The organism is Nonomuraea sp. NPDC003754 (assembly GCF_053605785.1).
Window position 1 is genome coordinate 116,432 of the sequence record NZ_JBSGJX010000022.1, and the last position, 16,780, is coordinate 133,211.

Here is a 16,780-nt window from a genome sequence, read left to right on the forward strand (position 1 = left end):
CGCCGTACCGAACACTGGAGGAGAACGTCTTGCGAGACAACGACATCCGGCCCTTCCGCCTCGAGATCGCCCAGGCCGACCTGGACGACCTGCGCGAGCGGCTCGACAGGGTCCGCTGGCCCGACGAGGTCCCCGGGCTCGGCTGGCAGTACGGCGTGCCCCTCGACCACCTGCGCGGCCTCGTCGACCACTGGCGCACCGGCTACTCCTGGCGCGCCGCCGAGGCAGAACTGAACGCCCACCCGCAGTTCACCACCGAGATCGACGGCCAGACCATCCACTTCCTCCACGTCCAGTCCGCCGCCCCCGACGCGCTGCCGCTGCTCATCACGCACGGCTGGCCCAGCTCGCCGGTGGAGTACCTGGACGTGATCGAGCGCCTGTCGGCCGACTTCACGCTGGTGATCCCCTCGCTGCCCGGCTACGGCCTGTCCGGACAGACCAGGGAGATCGGCTGGGGCTCCACCCGCATCGCCAAGGCGTGGCTGGAGCTGATGACCAGGCTCGGCCACGAGCGGTTCGGCGTGCAGGGCGGCGACTGGGGCAGCTGGATCTCCCGCGAGGTCGGCGTCCTGGCCCCCGAACGCGTCGTGGGCATGCACGGCAACGGCCTCATCTGCTTCCCGCTGGGCCTGCCGGGCGAGCTCGACGACCTCACCGAGGTCGAGCAGGAGCGGATGGACTTCCGACAGAAGTACATGAGCGAGCAGTACGCCTACAAGCTGATCCAGTCGGCGCGCCCGCAGACCTTCGCCTACGGCATGGCCGACTCCCCCGTCGCCCTGCTGGCCTGGTTCGCGAGCGTCTTCCACGAGTGGAGCGACGGCGGCATCCCGCGCGACCGGCTGCTGACGACCGTCATGCTGTACTGGCTGACGAACACGGCGGGCTCGGCCGCGCGCTCGTTCGTGGAGACGCCGGACACCTCGGAGGACACCTCCGTGGAGTGGGAGCTGAAGCCGGCCACCGTCCCGACAGGCATCTCGGTGTTCCCCAAGGACATCCTTCGGCCGATCCGCCGCTTCGCCGAGCGGGACAACAACGTGGTGAGCTGGGTCGAGCACGAGCGGGGCGGCACGTTCGCCGCCATGGAGCAGCCGGACCGCTACGTCGAGGACGTCCGCGCCTTCTTCCAGGGCCGCTGATAGCCCCGGCCGTCCAGGTCCGCCGGCCGTCCCGGCTTTCCAGCGCCGCTCACTATGATCGACGGGGTGGAGGACGCCCGCGGCTCTCTCACTCCGTCTGGTGTGACGGGGTGCTCATGCGCGGCCGGTCAGCGTGGTGGCGTGCGTGAAGGCGTCGAGCAGGCAGGCGGCGAGATCGCGCGCCGCGCTGCCGTCGGGGTCGAGGGCGGGGTTGTAGATCGTCAGGTCGAGCGCCGCGGCGCGCGGGTCGGCCAGCAGCGTCCCGGCCAGCACGGCGAACTCCCGCCTGGTGAGCCCGCCGGGCAGGCGGTAGGCGACCGCCGGCATCAGCGCGTCGTCCAGCACGTCGGCGTCGACGTGGAGCAGGAACCGCTCGACGCCCGCGCCGTCCAGATGGGCGAGCGCCCGCCTGGCCGTCTCCTCCACCCCGAGGTCGCGCGTCCGGGCGAGGGAGACGACGAGGGCGTCGGTGGCGCGCAGCGCGGCGCCGGTGTCCCGCTGCTCGTCCGGGTCGCGGTGGCCGATCAGCGCCGCGGCTCGGCTACGGACGAGGGGCGGCGCGCCGTCCATCCTCGGGAGGAGGTCGGTGCCGGGGCCGAACGCCAGGTACAACTCGGAGTCCGACGCCTCACCCGTGGGCGAGTGCTCGGGCGGGTAGAAGTCGGTGTGCGCGTCGAGGAAGACCAGCCCGTGGGATCCCGTGCGGCCGAGCGCGAGCAGGCTGCCGAAGATGACGCTGTCGTCCCCGCCGAGCACCACGGGGAACGCCCCCGCGTCCAGCACGTCCGCCACGACGCCTGCCTGGCGCAGCGCCACGTCGGCGATCGCCTCGGCGTTGAGCAGCCGGCTGGGATGGGTGCGCTCCCACGAGTACGGCGGCGCCTCCACCACCGGCCCGCGACGGGCGCCGAGCGCCTCGGCCAGGCCGGCGTCGAGCAGCGCGCCGCCGAGCCGCTCGACACCGGGGACCAGGCCCAGGTTGGTCCGCACCTGGATGATCACCGGACGCTCCGGGCATGCCATTCCGCCTCCCACCGGGCCCATCTCCCGCCCATCCCCTACCCCGGCCTGCCCACCCTCTCCCCGAGCCGCCCGATCCCACCCGACCGTCTGCTCCCGGACCGACCGCCGTGCTATCGGTGGACACCGAGCACACGGTGCCGCCCTCGGGCACAAGGTGGACCTCGAGCACAGGGTGACGTTCGAGCACACGGTGGACGGTCACCGTGACCGGGTCGAGCACAAGGTGGACCTCGAGCACAGGGTGACCGTTGGGCCGGTGTGGACGTCGGGCCCATGGTGGACATCGGGCTACGGGTGGCCGTCGATCAGACGGTAGGCGCAGGGCGGCCGGTGGGCGGGCGCGCCGAAACTGGCATCTGGCCCGGAGAGTGGAGCCTGCCAGTGGGCGGGCCAGAGCTGCCGAGCCGGCCTGCGGGCGGGCCGGAGCGGCCATCCGCGCCCTGGTAGACCGCAGGGAACCAGCCCGCGGGCATGCCGGAGCTCCGGAGGCCGGGTCGCGCGAGCCGGGCCGCAGGGGTCATGCGCGCAGCGACTCCAGGAGCCTCGACAGCGCGGCCTGGGTGGCGGCGAGATCGCCCGGGTCCGCCGAGGCGGCCAGCCACAGCGCGGCCTCGTTCATCGCCCCGGACAGCAGCCTGGTCAGCGGCGCCACCGGCTGCTCGACGATCGTGCCTGCGGCCATCAGCGTGGTCAGCGCCTCGGCCAGGTGGCGGGCGGAGGTGGCCTCGTCCAGCGCCCGCCACTCGGCCCAGCCGAGGACGGCGGGCCCGTCGATGAGCATGATCTGCTGCACGTCGGGGTCGGCGCTGGCGGCCAGGAAGGCGTGGCATCCGGCCACGAGCTGCGCCCACGGGTCGTCCTGGGCGTCGGCGGTGGCGGCCACCCGCTCGCCCACCTCCTGCTGCACCTGTTCGAGCACCGCGCGGAACAGTTCGGCCTTGCTGTCGAAATGGTGGTACAGCGCGCCCTTGGTGACGCCCGCCGCGCGGACGATCTCCGCCAGGCCGACGGCGGCGTAGCCGTGGGCCGCGAACAGTCTCCGGCTCTCACGCAGCAGCGTCCGCCTGGTCTGCTCGCGCTGTGCCGCCCTCTGGCTCCGCGTCGTCATCGCCTCGCCCCCTTTGACATACCGGCGGTATGCGAACTACCGTACCTCGACATACCGACGGTATGCGAAAGGGGTCCGGCATGAAGGTCAGCAGTTTCTACCCGGTCATCTGCACCACCCGGGTGCAGGAGTCGCGCGACTTCTACACCCGCCTGTTCGGCTTCGAGCTCACCTTCGAGGCGGACTGGTACGTGAGCCTGCGCCGCGACAACCACGAGCTGGCGCTGCTCGACCCGGCCCACCCGACCGTCCCGGCCGGCTTCCGGGGCGTGGCGGCACGGGGCCTGCTGCTCAACGTCGAGGTCGACGACGTCGACGCCGAGTGGGAGCGGCTGGTGGTCCAGGGCGGTCTCCGGCCCGAGCTGGAGCTGCGCTCCGAGGACTTCGGGCAGCGGCACTTCATCGTCGCCGACCCCAACGGCGTGCTCATCGACGTCATCACCCCCATCCCGCCGGTGGGCGAGTACGCCGGCCAGTACGTCAGCTGAGCCGTGGCAGCAGGGCCAGCTCGGCGGCGCTCAGCTCCAGCTCGGCCGCCTGCGCCGAGTCGCGGACGGACGAGGGGCGGCTGGCACCGGGGATCGGGATCACCACCGGCGACAGTGACAGGTGCCAGGCCAGGCACACCCGCTGCGGGCTGACCCCGCGCTCCTTCGCCACGGTGTGGAACGGGGTCTCGCCGGCCGGGTCCGCCTCGTCGAGGGCGCTGCGCGCGATGCCGCCCAGCGGGCTCCACGGCAGGAAGGCGATGCCGAGCTCGGCGCAGAGCCGCAGCTCGGCATCGCTGTCCAGGACGGCGGGCGAGAACCTGTTCTGGACGGAGACCAGGTGCTCGCCGAGCTCGCGGCGGGCCAGCAGGATCTGGCCGGCGTCGACGTTCGACAGCCCGGCCGCCCTGATCTTGCCCGCGTCGAGCAGGTCGCGCAGGGCGCCGACGGACTCGGCGAAGGGCACCCGGGGATCCGGCTTGTGCAGCTGGTAGAGCCCGATGGCCTCGACGCCGAGCCGGTGGAGCGACGCCTCGCAGGCCCGCTTGAGATGGCGGGGATCGCCGTTGACCGTCCACGAGCCGTCACCGGGCCGGCCGCGCCCGCCCTTGGTGGCGATGAGCACGTCCCGGCCGCGGGTGGCGCCGGCCAGCAGGCGCTCGTTGTGGCCGGCCTCGCCGGCGTGCCAGTGGTAGGAGTCGGCGGTGTCGAAGAGCGTGACGCCGGCGTCCAGGGCCGCGTGGACGGTGGCGATCGCACGTTCCTCGTCCGGACGGCCCTCGACGGACAGCGGCATCGCGCCCATGCCGACGGCGCCGACCTCGAAGTCCCCGATCAGCCGCGGGCGCATGCCGCACCCTCCTCGACGCTCGTCCTGACGGCCCGTTCGATGACGCCCGGCAGCCAGTCGGCCACGTGGGAGAAGGCGAACCCCAGGAGGGCGGCGCGGCCGGTGTCCATGGTGAAGGCCCGCTCGAAGGAGTACGGCGAGACCTCCCCGGCCGCGGCGCCGGCGACTCGGGTGAAGGCGGGGGCGGCGGAGGTGGCCGTGCCGATCGCCGCGCACAGCTCCCACACGTCCAGCTCGCCGTGCGAGGCGGCGTTGACGGGGCCGGTGAAGTCGGCGCCCGCGGCCCATGCCAGGAAACGGGCGATCTCGGCCTCGTGGACGAACGACGAGGCGCCGGAGTTCTCGTGCACGGTCACCGGCAGGCCGGCGCGGATCCGCCGGACGTAGTGCTCCAGGCGGCCGGTGAAGTCGGCGCCGCCGAGCACGTGGCCGCTGCGCACGCTGACGAAGGCGAAGTCCGGCTGCGCGGCCAGCACCGCCTCGGCCTGGCGCTTGGCGGGGCCGTACCCGGTGGCGGGTGGCCCCTGCTCGGCGAGGTCGACCGCGTCCTCGGCGAACGGCGCGCCGTCGAGGCCCGCGTAGACCTCGATGGTGGAGGTCATCACGTAGCGCGCTGTCCGGCCGGCGAAGACCCGGGCGGCGATCTCCGCCTGGGCCGGCGTGTAGCAGATCTGGTCGATGACGGCCGCGAAGCTCCGGCCCGCCAGCGCGCGGCGCAGCGCCGCCTCGTCGTCCCTGTCGGCCACCAGGTGGGTCACGCCCTCGGGCGCGGGCGCCGATCCCCTGTTGACCACGGTGACGGCCACTCCCTGGGCGTGGAGGCTCTCGACCAGGCGCCTGCCGAAGTACCGGCTGCCGCCGATGACGCACAACTCGTTCATGTGAGCCAGCGTGCCCGCCCTATAGTCATCACCGGTAGTGGCGACTCGCTTAACCAGTCATAAGGAGAGCTGTTGATCGACGTGCACCGGCTCGGGATCCTGCGCGAGGTGGCGGGCCACGGCAGCTTCAACCGCGCCGCGACCGCGCTGCGCCTGACGCCCTCGGCGGTCTCCCAGCAGATCGCCGCGCTCGAACGCACGCTCGGCACCCAGGTGGTCGAGCGCAGCACCCGCGGCGTCACCCTCACCGAGCCGGGCCGCCTGCTGGTGGCGGCGGCCGAGGCCATCGCCGCCGAGCTGAGCGACGCCCAGCAGCGCATCGACCGGCTGGCGGCGGGCCGTGCCCAGCTCACGATCGCCTCCTTCGCCAGCGGCGGCCGTCCCCTGCTGCCGCCCGCGCTGGCCCGGCTGGCCGCCGACCATCCCGGCGTCGAGCTGACGATCCTCGAGCGCGAGCCGGAGGACAGCCTCCCGCTCGTCCGCCAGGGCCGCGCCGACCTGGCCCTGGCCTACCACTTCGACGGGCCGCCCCCGGCCAGGCCGGGCGACCGTTCGGGCATGGACTGGACGCCGCTGCGGCCCGATCCGTTCCGCGTCGTCCTGCCCCGCGCCCACCGCCTGGCCGGGCGCGCGGCCGTGCACCTGGCCGAGCTGTCGGGCGAGCGCTGGGTGCTGGGCTGCCTGAAGACCGTGGACCTGCTGCGGCACTACAGCGAGCTGGCCGGCTTCGAGCTGCGCGTCTCGTGCAGCGCCACCGACTACTTCTTCGCCCAGTCGCTGGTCACCGCCGGGGTCGGCGTGGCCCTGATCCCCGAGATCGCGCTGCTGCCCTCGCCCGAGCTGGTGGCGATCCCGCTGGAGGCGCCCAGCCCGTCCCGTTTCATCGGCCTCGCCACCTCGCGGCGTGACCGGGGGGCGGCGCAGCCGTACGTCGACCTCCTGGTCGAGCTGCTGCGCCGACCGCCCGCCGCGACCTCGGTGCCCGCGGGTCCCGCGGCGCCACGCCCCCGGGCTTCAGTCTGACCCGTCGCCTGACCGCCGTGAGGTGGGGGTGTCGAGGCCGGCCTGGAGTGTCCGCGCGTCCCCCAGGAGCAGGAACTGGATGAGGAAGCCGGGCACGATGCGCAGAAGCGTGGCGCCGGCGGTGGCCGGCAGGCGTCCGTGCCGCCGCATGCGCGCGGCCAGCGTCACCAGGCCGGCGCGGAGGCCGGCCATGGGACCGGGCTCAGGACGGGCGAGGGGCGCGGCGGTCCTTGCGCTGCTCGAGTTCCTCGTCGTCGACCAGGACGAGCATGGGCTTGCCGGGCTCGCACAGCATGGTGACGATGAAGCGGAGCGGGATGTCGGCGCGGTTGTTGCCGTCCTGGTAGTGGATGACGTCTCCGCCCGGCTCCCAGAACGCCTCGCCGGCGCGGACGACCCGCTCCGGCTCGCCCTCCAGTTCCAGCAGCATCTCGCCGTCCAGGACGTAGCCGAACGCGGGGCCGGGATGCCGGTGCGGCGGCGCCCCCGGATCGCCGGGCGGGTACTCGACGATCACGGTCATCACGTTCGCCCCCTCGGGGATGAACGGCGGCTCGGCCTCCTGCAGCACGGTGAGCGCCGTCTGCCACGCGGTTGATCTCGATATGGACATGGAAGAGCCTTTCGCTGATCTACTTTCCGGTGGCGGTCCGGTCGAGCCAGTCGCGGTATCTGGTCTGACCGAGGGTGGCGCCCTCCCCTGGCACCAGCGTCCGCTCGCCCGGCACGCTGCCGAAGTAGCGCGCCTGCGGGTCGGTGACCACCTCGCGCGAGTCGCCCCAGGCGGCCAGGGCCTCGCGGAAGAACTCGTCCATCCGGAACTGCTCGGGCCCGGCCACCTCCACCCTGCCGTTCAGCGGCGGCCCCACCGCGACCCGGCCGACCGCCTGGGCGACGTCGTCACCCGCGATGGGCTGGAAGCGCACCGGCGCCACGTGCACCTGGCGATCGACCGTGGCCTCGTCGGCGATGCTGCGGACGAACTCGAAGAACTGCGTCGCGTGCACGAGCGAGAACGGGATCGGGGAGTTCTCGATCAGCCTCTCCTGGGCGATCTTCGCCGCGAAGTAGCCGTTGTCCGGCATCCGCTCGGTGCCCACGACCGACAACGCGACGTGGTGACCCACGCCCGCCGCCGCCTCCGCCGCGAGCAGGTTGCCGGTGGAGGTCTCGAAGAACTCCAGCACCGCGGCCCTCTCGAACGACGGCGAGTTCGACACGTCGACCACCGTGGACGCGCCGGTCAGCACCTCGGCCAGCCCTTCGCCGGTGAGGGTGTCGACTCCGGTGTCCGGCGCGGCGGCCACCGCCTCGTGCCCGTGCTCTGCCAGCTTCGTCACGAGCTTCGAGCCGATCAGCCCGGTCCCGCCGATTACCACGATCTTCATAACGAACCTTCCCTGCCGCCGGGGCACTCGGTCGCCCTCGGTCGCCGGTCACGACAGGACAGCCCCCAGGGTTTGTGACCGCTACCGCGCTGTTCAATCGGCATCGGTCAAGATCTCTTCTCTGCGCGTGCCCGCTGACCTGCGCGTTCGTCACGGACCAGGTCGGCGCGGCCCCACCCGGTGCGGCTTCGTGGGCGGGCCGGTCTCCGTGCGGATCCGCCTCCTGGCCTGTCTTCGAGGAGGCGGAATCCTGGAGCTACAGGCGGGAACCTTGCTCAGACGTGGCGGACACAGCGGTGATCTTGGTCGGGTTCATCATCCACAACACCTGCTCGATGCCCTGGGCCGAGGCGGTCACCGTCAGGACGGCGAACACCTGGCCGTCGCGGCTCAGCAGGGCGGAGGTCTGCCCGTTCGTGCTCGCCCACGCCACGTCGACCCCTGTCCAGAAGTGACCCGCGAACGCCCTGACGTACTTGGCCACCCGAGACGCGCCCACCACGGGGAAACGGGAGGCGCGTACGGCGCCGCCGCCGTCGGAGTAGCTGGTCACGTCCGCGGCGAAGAGCTCTTCCAACGCGGTCAGGTCGCCGGAGCGGGCGGCGGCGACGAAGGCCTTCAGCAGCCTGCGCTGCTCGCCCGTGGTCACGGGCGTGCGACGCTCGACCACCACCCGCTTGCGGGCCCTGCTGACCAGTTGGCGGACGGCCGCCTCGTTGAGCTGGACGATCTCGGCTATCTGCCGGTAGGGGTAGTCGAACGCCTCCCGCAGAACGTACGCGGCGCGTTCGGTGGGAGACAGCCGCTCCAGGAGCAGCAGGACCGCGAGCTCCAGCGCCTCGCCTCGCTCCGCGCCGAGGTGCGGGTCCGCGCCGGTGTCGACCGGCTCGGGCAGCCATGGGCCGAGGTAAGTTTCGCGGCGGACGCGTGCGGACCGGGCGGCGTTGATGGCCAGCCGCGTGGTCGTCGTGGCCAGGAACGCGGCGGGATGGCCGACCGTGGCACGGTCGTAGCTCTGCCAGCGCAGCCAGACGTCCTGCACGAGATCCTCGGCTTCGGTGACGCTGGACAGCATCCGGTACGCGATCCCGAACAGCCGTGGCCGCACGCTGTCGAAGACCGCCGCGGCCTGTTCGAGATCCCGCGCGTCAGCCGCTTCGCCGTCCGCCATCGCCGCTCCCCCATCCTGGACCGCCACCTGCCGCCTCTCCGTCGAGCACCCAGGACGGTTCGCCGGCGGCGCGCCTGCGAGGAACGGGGTGCGGAACGCACGGGTGCGGGGCCGTGGCCGTGCGCCTCGCACACCCGCGACGGCCCGCCACCGCATACGGTGCCACCATGACATATCGCGTCGCCATGGACATCGGCGGCACCTTCACCGACGTGGTCTGCTACGACGAGCAGAGCGGTGCGGTGCTGGCCTCGAAGGCGCCGACCACCCCCGGGGACCTGGCCGAGGGCGTCTTCGCCGCGCTCGGCCGGGTGGTCGACGACCCGTCCCTCATCTCCTTCTTCGTGCACGGCACCACGCAGGGTCTCAACGCACTCCTCGAACGCAAGGGCGCCAGGGTGCTGCTGCTGACCAGCGAGGGCGCGCGCGACGTCTACCAGATCGCCCGCGGCAACCGCGACCGCATGTTCGAGCTGCGTTACCGCAAACCGGCCCCGCTGGTCCCCCGCGGCGACGTCATGGAGGCGGCCGGCCGGCTCGACTGGCGCGGCGAGGAGCTGCAGCCGCTCGACGAGCAGGCCGTACGGCGGGCCGCCCACCGCGCGAAGGCGGAGGGGTTCGACGCGATCGCCGTCACGCTGCTGTTCTCCTACGTGAACCCGGCGCACGAGATCCGGGCGGGCGAGATCCTCCGGCAGGAGCTCGGCGACGAGGTGCTGGTCGTGCTCAGCCACGAGGTGGCCAGGGAGTGGCGGGAGTACGAGCGCACCTCCTCGGCGGTCCTGGAGGCCTACACGGGTCCTGTCGTGCGCCGCTACCTGTCGCGGATCGAGCAGCGCTTCGCCGAGCGCGGGCTGGCCGTACCGGTGCACGTGATGCAGTCGTCGGGCGGCCTGGTCAACGCCGGATACGCGATGAGACGACCACTGCAGACCCTGCTGTCGGGGCCCGTCGGCGGCACCATGGGCGGGGTGGCCGCGGCCCGCCTGCTCGGCCGCGACAACGCCATCTGCGTCGACATGGGCGGCACCTCCTTCGACGTCTCCCTCGTCGTCAACGGGCGCCCCGACGTCAGCGCCGAGGCCAGGATCGAGGGCTTCCCTGTCCTGATGCCGATCGTGAACCTGCACACCATCGGCGCGGGCGGCGGCTCGATCGCCTACACGGAGGCGGGCGCGCTGCGCGTCGGACCGCAGTCGGCGGGAGCCGTACCGGGGCCGGCCTGCTACGGCAGGGGCGGCACGCAGCCGACGGTGACCGACGCCAACGTGGTGCTGGGCCGCGTCGACCCGGCCTGGTTCGCCGGCGGCCTGATGCGGCTGGACGTCGAGGCGGCGGGGACGGCCGTCGCCACGCTCGCCGAGACGCTCGACATGGATCCGCTGCAGCTGGCCGAGGGCATCTGCGACGTGGCCAACGCCAAGATGGCCCAGGCCATCCGCACCCTCACGGTCGAGCACGGGGTGGAGCCGCGCGAGTTCGCGCTGGTGGCCTTCGGCGGCGCGGGCGCCATGCACGCCGTCTTCATTGCGCGCGAGCTCGGCATCGGCGAGGTCGTCGTGCCGCGCTTCCCCGGTGCCTTCTCCGCGTGGGGGATGCTGGAGGCCGACGTGCGGCGCGACCTGACGCACCCGTACTTCCGCCCGCAGGACGACCTCGACGGCGGCGACATGGCCGCCCGGCTGGCCGACCTGGAACGCGACGCGCTGGCCGCGCTCGACGGCCAGGGCGTGCCGTCCGGGCGGCGGCGGGTCGAGCACGCGGTCGACATGCGCTACGAGGGCCAGGACTACACCCTCACCATCCCGCTGCGAGACGCCGCCGAGCCCGCCACGCCCGGCTTCCTGCGGGCCGTCGCCGAGCGCTACGCCGAGGCCCACGTCAGCAGGTACGGCCACGCCACCCCCGAGGCGCCGGTCGAGTTCGTCATGCTGCGCAGCACCGGCTTCGGCACCTTCCCCAGGACGGCGACGGCGCCGCCGGCCGGCGAGACGCACCCGCCCGCCGTACGGGATGTGATCTTCGACGGCCGGGTGCACCGCACGCCCGTGCTGCGCAGGAGCGCCCTGGACGGCGAGATCGAGGGCCCCGCCATCGTGGTGGAGGAGACCGCGACCACCGTCATCCCGCCCGGCTGCCTGGCCGCCGTGGACGCCAACGGATTCCTGATCATCAAGGTGACCTCATGATCGACCCCGTGACCACAGAGATCATCCGCTGCGCGCTCCTGCAGGCGGCGGAGGACATGAACACCACGCTCATCCGCTCCTCCTACACGCCGGTCATCTACGAGGCCAAGGACTGCGCCGTCGCGCTGCTCGACCGCGACCACAACGTCCTCGGCCAGTCGAGCGGCCTGCCGATCTTCCTCGGCAACCTGGAGGTCTGCACGCGCGAGACGGAGCGTCTGCTCGGCAGGGACGTCTGGCAGGAGGGTGACGTCTGGGTGCTCAACGACTCCTACATCGGCGGCACCCACCTCAACGACGTCACCGTCTACGGCCCGATCTTCGTCGACGGGGAGCTGGCCGGGTTCGCGGCCTCCAGGGCGCACTGGCTCGACATGGGTTCCAAGGACCCCGGCGGCTCCATGGACTCCACCTCGATCTTCCAGGAGGGCCTGCGCATGGGCCCGACGAAGATCTACGACAACGGCCGGCCGTGCCGCGACCTGCACGAGGTCATCGCCCGCAACGTGCGCTTCCCGCACGCCACGCTGGGCGACATGCGCGCCCAGGTCGCCTGCGCGATGACCGGGCAGCGCCGCCTGGCCGAGATCGTCGGGCGCTGGGGCATCGAGACCGTCATGGCGGCCCGCGACGAGATCTTCGCCCAGACCGAGCGCCTCGAGCGGCAGGCCATCGCCGCCATCCCCGACGGCACCTACACCGCGGGCGGCTTCCTCGACAACGACGGCATTGACCTGGACACCCCGCTGCCGGTCAACGTCACCGTCACCGTCGAGGGCGAGCGCGTCCACGTCGACCTCACCGACTGCGCCGACCAGGCGACCGGCCCGGTCAACTGCGGGGCGGCCCAGGCCGTCGCCGCCGTCAGGGTCGCCTACAAGCTCCTCGTCAGCGCCGACGTGCCGCTCAACGGCGGCTCCTTCCGCCCACTCGACGTCGTCACCAGGCCCGGCTCCATGCTGGCCGCCCAGTCACCTGCTGCCTGCCAGTACTACTACTCCCACCTCGGCCTGCTCATCGACCTGGTCGTCAAGGCGCTGGCGCCGGTCGTGCCCGACCGGGCGGCCGCCGCCTCCTACGGCGACTCGCTCATCGTCCAGTTCACCGGCACCGACCCGCGCACCGGCAAGCTGTACGTCTCCCAGGAGGCCACCGTCGGCGGCTGGGGCGCGTGGGAGGGCGGCGACGGCGAGACGTGCCTGATCAACAACGTGAACGGCGCGCTGCGCGACATGCCGATCGAGGTGCTCGAGACGCTCTTCCCCGTCCGCGTCACCCGCTACGAGGTCCGTCCAGACACCGGCGGGCTGGGACAGTGGCGCGGCGGCAACGGCGTCGTCCGCGAGTACGAGTTCATCGGCGACACCTCCCTGTCGCTGTGGTTCGAGCGCTCCGTCACCCCCGCCTGGGGCCTGGCCGGCGGTACGGCCGGCGCGCCGCCCCGCGTCACGCTCAACCCCGGCTCCCCGCGGCAGCGCGAGATGCTCAAGGTCAACGCCCTGCCGGTGCGGGCGGGCGACGTCCTGCGCTGCGAGTCGGGCGGCGGCGGCGGGTACGGCCCCGCCGAGCTGCGCGACCCCGAGGCCGCCGCCGACGACCTCGCCCAGGGCATGGTGACGCGCTAGCGAAGGGCGGCCCCGCCGCGTGGCGGGGCCGCCACCCCTACTCCTTGATCATCTCCACCAGCCGGGTGAGGCTGTCAGCGCCGTGCCCCGCCTCGACCGCCCTGTCGATCAGCCGCTGGATCGGCAGCAGCACGTCGGGGCGCAGTCCCAGCTCCTTGGCCGCCTCGACGAAGTTGGGCATGGCCAGCTGGTTCATCGCCAGCGCCGACACGTCGGTGGCGTAGTCGCCGGAGACGATCTGCTCGGCCTGCTCGGGCATGCCCGCCATCATGGCCGACAGCCACGCGCCCAGCATCGGCGCGAACTCGCGCACGTCCTCGCCGGCCGCCCGCACCATGGCGAACGCGTGGAAGACCCCGCCGAGCATGCCGTACATCCCGCTGAGCAGCGCCAGGTCGTACAGCGCGGCCAGGCCCGGGTCGGTGCCCATGAACCGCGCCTGCGCCAGCGCCTCCAGCGTCGCCGCGTGCTCGTGGAAGGCTTCCGCCGAGCCGCTGTAAAGAACCAGCGCGCCGGGGCCGGCGATCATCTGCGGCACCGCCATGATGCCGCCGTCGACGTAGCGGCCGCCCAGCTCGGCCACCCTCGCCGCCACCTCGCGCGCCTGGGCGGGGGTGCCGTTGGTCAGGTTCACCAGCACCCTGCCCGCCAGCGACCCGGCCTCTTCCAGCACCTGGCGCACCGCGTCGTTGTTCACCACGCACACCACCACGAGGGGAGCCGCCGCGACCGCCGCCGCGACGTCGGTCGCGTGTTCCGCGCCGTCCACGTTCCTGCCCGCCGTACGGTTCCACACCGTCGTGCGATGCCCCGCACGCACGAAGGCGCCCGCGAGCGCCTTCCCCATCAGGCCGAGCCCGATCACCGTTACCGAAGTCATGCCTCCACCGTGCGGCACCGCCCTCTCGATCCGCTCTCGATACGGTGTCGCCATGCGCTTCGCCATCCTCGGCCCGCTGGAGGTCCGCACCGACGCCGGCGCTCCCGTCCGCGTCCGCGAGCGCAAGGTCCGAACCCTCCTGGCCGACCTGCTGGCACACGAGGGCCGGGTCGTCCCCGCCGACCGCCTCATCGACGACCTCTGGGGCGACACTCCGCCCGCCGACGCCCAGGCCGCGCTGCAGACGAGGGTCTGGCACCTGCGCCGGGCCCTGAACGGCGCCGAGCCCGGCGCCCGCGACCTGGTCGTCTCCCGGCCGCCCGGCTACCTGCTGCACGCCCCCGAGCTCGACGCCACCCGCTTCCAGGACCTGCTGGCCGACGGCCGCCTCGACGAGGCGCTCGCGCTGTGGCGCGGGCCAGCGCTGGCCGACTTCGCCGACGCCGCGTTCGCCGCGGCCACGATCACCCACCTGGAGGAGCTGCGCCTCACGGCGCTCGAGGACCAGGCCGAGCGGCGCCTCCTGGAGGGCCGGCCGGTCGAGCTGGCCGCGCTGGTGGCCGCCCATCCGCTGCGCGAACGGCTGCGCGGCCTGCACATGCGCGCCCTCTACCGCGCCGGCCGCCAGAGCGCGGCGCTGGACGCCTACGCCCAGGCCCGCGCCCTGCTGGCCGACGAGCTCGGCCTCGACCCGGGCCCCGAGCTGGCCGCGCTGCACGAGGCCATCCTGCGCCACGACCCCTCGCTCGACCCGCCGCCGCGCACCCACCCGCCCGTAGCCCCGTCGCCGGCCCTGCCCGCCGCGCTGACCGGGCTCGTCGGTCGCGAGTCCGACCTGCGGCAGGTCCGCTCGATCCTGGAGCGGGCCAGGCTGGTCACGCTCACGGGTCCCGGCGGCGTCGGCAAGACGCGCCTGGCTCTCGAGGCGGCCGGCGACCACCCGGGCGCCCGCTTCGTGGAGCTGGCCGACAGCGACGATCCCGTCCAGGCCGTCAGCCGGGCGTTCGGCCTGCGCGACGAGAGCGACCTGGCCGCCGCGCTGCGCGCCCAGCGCGCCTCCCTGCTCGTCCTGGACAACTGCGAGCACCTCGTGGAGCCGGCCGCCGCTCTGACGGCCGCGCTGCTGCGCGAGGTCCCGGGCCTGCGCGTCCTGGCCACCAGCAGGGAGGCGCTGGCCGTGCCCGGCGAGCGCGCCTACGCCGTACCGCCGCTCGACGCCGGCGCCGCCACCCTGCTGCTGACCACGCTCGCCCCCGGCCTGACCGGCGAGGAGGCCGCCGCCCTGGTGCCGAGGCTCGAGGGCATCCCGCTGGCCATCGAACTGGCCGCCACCCGCGCGCGGGCGCTCGGTGGCCACGCCCTGGCCGAACGCCTCGACCACCACCTGCTCACCGCCGAGCAGCGCGGCACCCCGGCGCGCCAGCGCACCCTCCGCGCGGTCATCGACTGGAGCTGGGACCTGCTCACCGCACCCGAACGCACGGTGCTGCGGCGCCTGGCCGTCCACGCCGACGGGTGCACGCTGGAGGCGGCCGAGCACACCTGCGCCGAGCCGCACATCGACGTCGCCGGCTGCCTCGCCCGCCTCGTCGACCGCTCGCTGGTGACGCCCGGCCCGCGCCACCGCCTCCTCCAGACGGTCAAGACCTACTGTCTCGAACGCCTCGAGGAGGCGGGCGAGCAGGCGGCCATCAGGTCCCGTCACGCCGCCTACTACACCGCGCTCGCCGAACGGGCCGAGCCGCACCTGCGTGGCGCCGAGCAGCGCGCGTGGCTGTCCGTCCTCGACGCCGAGGCGGCCAACCTGCGGGCCGCGCTCGACCACGCGCCCGCCGGCCTCGCCCACCGGCTCGTCGACGCCCTCGCCTGGTACTGGTTCCTGCGCGGACACCTCACCGAGGCCCGCCGCCACCTGGCGCACGCACTCCGGCGGGGCGCGGACGCGCGCACCGCCGCCTGGCAGGCCGGCTTCGCCCTCCTGGCGGGCGAACCGGCCGACCCCGGCGCCGCCCTCGCCCTCTTCCACGACGATCCCGCCGGGCTCGCCCGCGCCCAGTGGTTCCTCGCCTCCGCCCAGCGCGGCATCGGCGAGGCCGGCCCGCTCGCCGACACCGCCCTGACGGGCTTCCGCGCGCTCGGCGACCGGTGGGGCGCCGCTGCCGCCCTCAGCACACGTGCCGGCAAGGCGCTGCTCGCCGGAGACCTCACCAGCCTCCACGACGACGCCACGGCCGGCCTCGAGGCGTTCCGGGCGCTCGGCGACCGGTGGGGGCAGTCCCGCGCCGCCGACCACCTGGCCACCCACGCCGAGATCACCGGCGACTACGCCCGCGCCACCGCGCTGCGCACCGAGGGCCTGCGCCTCATCGAGGAGCTCGGCCTCACCAGTGAGGTCTCCTGGCGCCTGTCCGGGCTCGGCCGGCTGGCCCTGCTGCGCGGCGACCACGAACGCTCCCGCGAGCTCCACACCCGCGCCAAGCAGCTGGCCGCCGAGCAGGCCAGCAAGCCGGCCGAGGAGTTCGCGCAGACCGGCCTGGCCCTCACCGCCAGGCGCCAGGGCGACCTGGACGAGGCCGAGGCCCACCTGCGCACCTGGCTCGACTGGATGCGCCTGCTCGACGCCAGACCGGGCACCGCGCTGGTCATGGCCGAGCTCGGCTTCGTCGCCGAACAGCGCGGCGACGCCGCCGGCGCCCTCGACCTGCACCTGCAGGGTCTGACCGCCGCGCGCGCCAGCGGCGACCCCCGCGCGGTCGCGCTCGCCCTCGAGGGCCTGGCCGGCGCCCACTCGCTGGCGGGGCGCCACCACCTCGCCGCCCGCCTGCTCGCCACCGCCGCCGCCACCCGCCGCGCCGTCGGCGCGCCACTGCCACCGGCCGAGCGCGGCGACGTCGACAGGATCGAGTCCCGGGTACGGCAGGCGCTGGGCGACGCGCGGGTGGAGGAGCTTCCGCTCGACGAGATGCTCATGCTCGTCGAGCAGGCGTAGCGCACCGGACCAGGCGGCGC

Annotated in this window: 15 protein-coding genes; 6 read left to right on the plus strand and 9 right to left on the minus strand. The window is 73.7% G+C overall.

All coding sequences use genetic code 11. The annotated features are described in order from the left end of the window. Nucleotides 1-29 precede the first annotated feature (29 nt). Nucleotides 30-1,145: an epoxide hydrolase family protein gene (locus ACWEVS_RS26385; protein WP_449924962.1), complete on the plus strand. Its 1,116-nt coding sequence runs from the start codon at nt 30-32 to the stop codon at nt 1,143-1,145. A gap of 114 nt (nt 1,146-1,259) precedes the next feature. Here ACWEVS_RS26385 and ACWEVS_RS26390 read toward each other — a convergent pair whose 3' ends face one another. Next, nucleotides 1,260-2,147, minus strand: coding sequence for an arginase family protein (locus ACWEVS_RS26390; RefSeq protein ID WP_452553832.1), 888 nt, complete (start codon nt 2,145-2,147; stop codon nt 1,260-1,262). Nucleotides 2,148-2,685: 538 nt separating this feature from the next. Further along, nucleotides 2,686-3,276, minus strand: coding sequence for a TetR/AcrR family transcriptional regulator (locus ACWEVS_RS26395; protein ID WP_452553834.1), 591 nt, complete (start codon nt 3,274-3,276; stop codon nt 2,686-2,688). Nucleotides 3,277-3,356: 80 nt separating this feature from the next. On the opposite strand from ACWEVS_RS26395, the gene ACWEVS_RS26400 reads away from it, so the two are divergent. Beyond that, nucleotides 3,357-3,764, plus strand: a complete 408-nt coding sequence (locus ACWEVS_RS26400; RefSeq protein WP_354916246.1) for a VOC family protein — start codon at nt 3,357-3,359, stop codon at nt 3,762-3,764. Here ACWEVS_RS26400 and ACWEVS_RS26405 read toward each other — a convergent pair. Together ACWEVS_RS26405 and ACWEVS_RS26410 are read right to left on the minus strand one after the other, a co-directional pair. Further along, nucleotides 3,757-4,614, minus strand: a complete 858-nt coding sequence (locus tag ACWEVS_RS26405) for an aldo/keto reductase (protein WP_452553835.1) — start codon at nt 4,612-4,614, stop codon at nt 3,757-3,759. The genes ACWEVS_RS26400 and ACWEVS_RS26405 overlap by 8 nt on opposite strands. Next, nucleotides 4,599-5,495 (minus strand): NAD-dependent epimerase/dehydratase family protein, encoded by an 897-nt coding sequence (locus tag ACWEVS_RS26410; RefSeq protein WP_452553836.1) that lies wholly within the window; start codon nt 5,493-5,495, stop codon nt 4,599-4,601. Before ACWEVS_RS26410 ends, ACWEVS_RS26405 begins: the two co-directional genes overlap by 16 nt. 81 nt (nt 5,496-5,576) lie before the next feature. On the opposite strand from ACWEVS_RS26410, the gene ACWEVS_RS26415 reads away from it, so the two are divergent. Beyond that, complete coding sequence (locus ACWEVS_RS26415; protein ID WP_452553868.1) at nt 5,577-6,518, plus strand: LysR substrate-binding domain-containing protein; 942 nt, start codon at nt 5,577-5,579, stop codon at nt 6,516-6,518. Here ACWEVS_RS26415 and ACWEVS_RS26420 read toward each other — a convergent pair. The 4 genes from ACWEVS_RS26420 to ACWEVS_RS26435 all read right to left on the minus strand — a co-directional run bounded on the left by ACWEVS_RS26420 (nt 6,510) and on the right by ACWEVS_RS26435 (nt 9,077). Further along, entirely contained in the window at nt 6,510-6,710 is a 201-nt protein-coding gene (locus ACWEVS_RS26420; protein ID WP_452553838.1) for a hypothetical protein, read from the minus strand. The two genes, ACWEVS_RS26415 and ACWEVS_RS26420, sit on opposite strands and share 9 nt — an antisense overlap. Nucleotides 6,711-6,720: 10 nt before the next feature. Then, nucleotides 6,721-7,131 (minus strand): cupin domain-containing protein, encoded by a 411-nt coding sequence (locus ACWEVS_RS26425; RefSeq protein WP_452553840.1) that lies wholly within the window; start codon nt 7,129-7,131, stop codon nt 6,721-6,723. Nucleotides 7,132-7,150: 19 nt separating this feature from the next. Beyond that, nucleotides 7,151-7,906: an SDR family oxidoreductase gene (locus tag ACWEVS_RS26430; protein ID WP_452553842.1), complete on the minus strand. Its 756-nt coding sequence runs from the start codon at nt 7,904-7,906 to the stop codon at nt 7,151-7,153. A 256-nt stretch (nt 7,907-8,162) separates the two neighbouring features. Beyond that, nucleotides 8,163-9,077, minus strand: a complete 915-nt coding sequence (locus tag ACWEVS_RS26435) for an RNA polymerase sigma-70 factor (protein ID WP_452553844.1) — start codon at nt 9,075-9,077, stop codon at nt 8,163-8,165. A gap of 167 nt (nt 9,078-9,244) precedes the next feature. Between ACWEVS_RS26435 and ACWEVS_RS26440 the strand changes: the two genes are divergently transcribed. Together ACWEVS_RS26440 and ACWEVS_RS26445 are read left to right on the plus strand one after the other, a co-directional pair. Next, on the plus strand, nt 9,245-11,266 hold the full coding sequence (locus tag ACWEVS_RS26440; RefSeq protein ID WP_449924987.1) for a hydantoinase/oxoprolinase family protein: 2,022 nt from the start codon (nt 9,245-9,247) through the stop codon (nt 11,264-11,266). Continuing rightward, nucleotides 11,263-12,891 carry a hydantoinase B/oxoprolinase family protein gene (locus tag ACWEVS_RS26445; protein WP_452553846.1) on the plus strand — a complete coding sequence of 543 codons (1,629 nt, stop codon included), beginning with the start codon at nt 11,263-11,265 and terminating at the stop codon, nt 12,889-12,891. The genes ACWEVS_RS26440 and ACWEVS_RS26445 overlap by 4 nt, the downstream gene beginning before the upstream one ends. Nucleotides 12,892-12,928: 37 nt before the next feature. On the opposite strand, the gene ACWEVS_RS26450 is transcribed toward ACWEVS_RS26445, so the two are convergent. Beyond that, entirely contained in the window at nt 12,929-13,771 is an 843-nt protein-coding gene (locus tag ACWEVS_RS26450) for an NAD(P)-dependent oxidoreductase (RefSeq protein ID WP_452553847.1), read from the minus strand. A gap of 52 nt (nt 13,772-13,823) precedes the next feature. On the opposite strand from ACWEVS_RS26450, the gene ACWEVS_RS26455 reads away from it, so the two are divergent. After that, on the plus strand, nt 13,824-16,760 hold the full coding sequence (locus ACWEVS_RS26455) for a BTAD domain-containing putative transcriptional regulator (RefSeq protein ID WP_452553849.1): 2,937 nt from the start codon (nt 13,824-13,826) through the stop codon (nt 16,758-16,760). Nucleotides 16,761-16,780: the final 20 nt, after the last annotated feature.

Coding starts and splice junctions, on each gene's coding strand:
- ACWEVS_RS26395 (WP_452553834.1), bottom strand. CDS start 3,276: ATGACGACGCGGAGCCAGAGGGCGGCACAGCGCGAGCAGACCAGGCGG.
- ACWEVS_RS26400 (WP_354916246.1), top strand. CDS start 3,357: ATGAAGGTCAGCAGTTTCTACCCGGTCATCTGCACCACCCGGGTGCAG.
- ACWEVS_RS26405 (WP_452553835.1), bottom strand. CDS start 4,614: ATGCGCCCGCGGCTGATCGGGGACTTCGAGGTCGGCGCCGTCGGCATG.
- ACWEVS_RS26410 (WP_452553836.1), bottom strand. CDS start 5,495: ATGAACGAGTTGTGCGTCATCGGCGGCAGCCGGTACTTCGGCAGGCGC.
- ACWEVS_RS26420 (WP_452553838.1), bottom strand. CDS start 6,710: ATGGCCGGCCTCCGCGCCGGCCTGGTGACGCTGGCCGCGCGCATGCGG.
- ACWEVS_RS26425 (WP_452553840.1), bottom strand. CDS start 7,131: ATGTCCATATCGAGATCAACCGCGTGGCAGACGGCGCTCACCGTGCTG.
- ACWEVS_RS26430 (WP_452553842.1), bottom strand. CDS start 7,906: ATGAAGATCGTGGTAATCGGCGGGACCGGGCTGATCGGCTCGAAGCTC.
- ACWEVS_RS26435 (WP_452553844.1), bottom strand. CDS start 9,077: ATGGCGGACGGCGAAGCGGCTGACGCGCGGGATCTCGAACAGGCCGCG.
- ACWEVS_RS26440 (WP_449924987.1), top strand. CDS start 9,245: ATGACATATCGCGTCGCCATGGACATCGGCGGCACCTTCACCGACGTG.
- ACWEVS_RS26445 (WP_452553846.1), top strand. CDS start 11,263: ATGATCGACCCCGTGACCACAGAGATCATCCGCTGCGCGCTCCTGCAG.
- ACWEVS_RS26450 (WP_452553847.1), bottom strand. CDS start 13,771: ATGACTTCGGTAACGGTGATCGGGCTCGGCCTGATGGGGAAGGCGCTC.
- ACWEVS_RS26455 (WP_452553849.1), top strand. CDS start 13,824: ATGCGCTTCGCCATCCTCGGCCCGCTGGAGGTCCGCACCGACGCCGGC.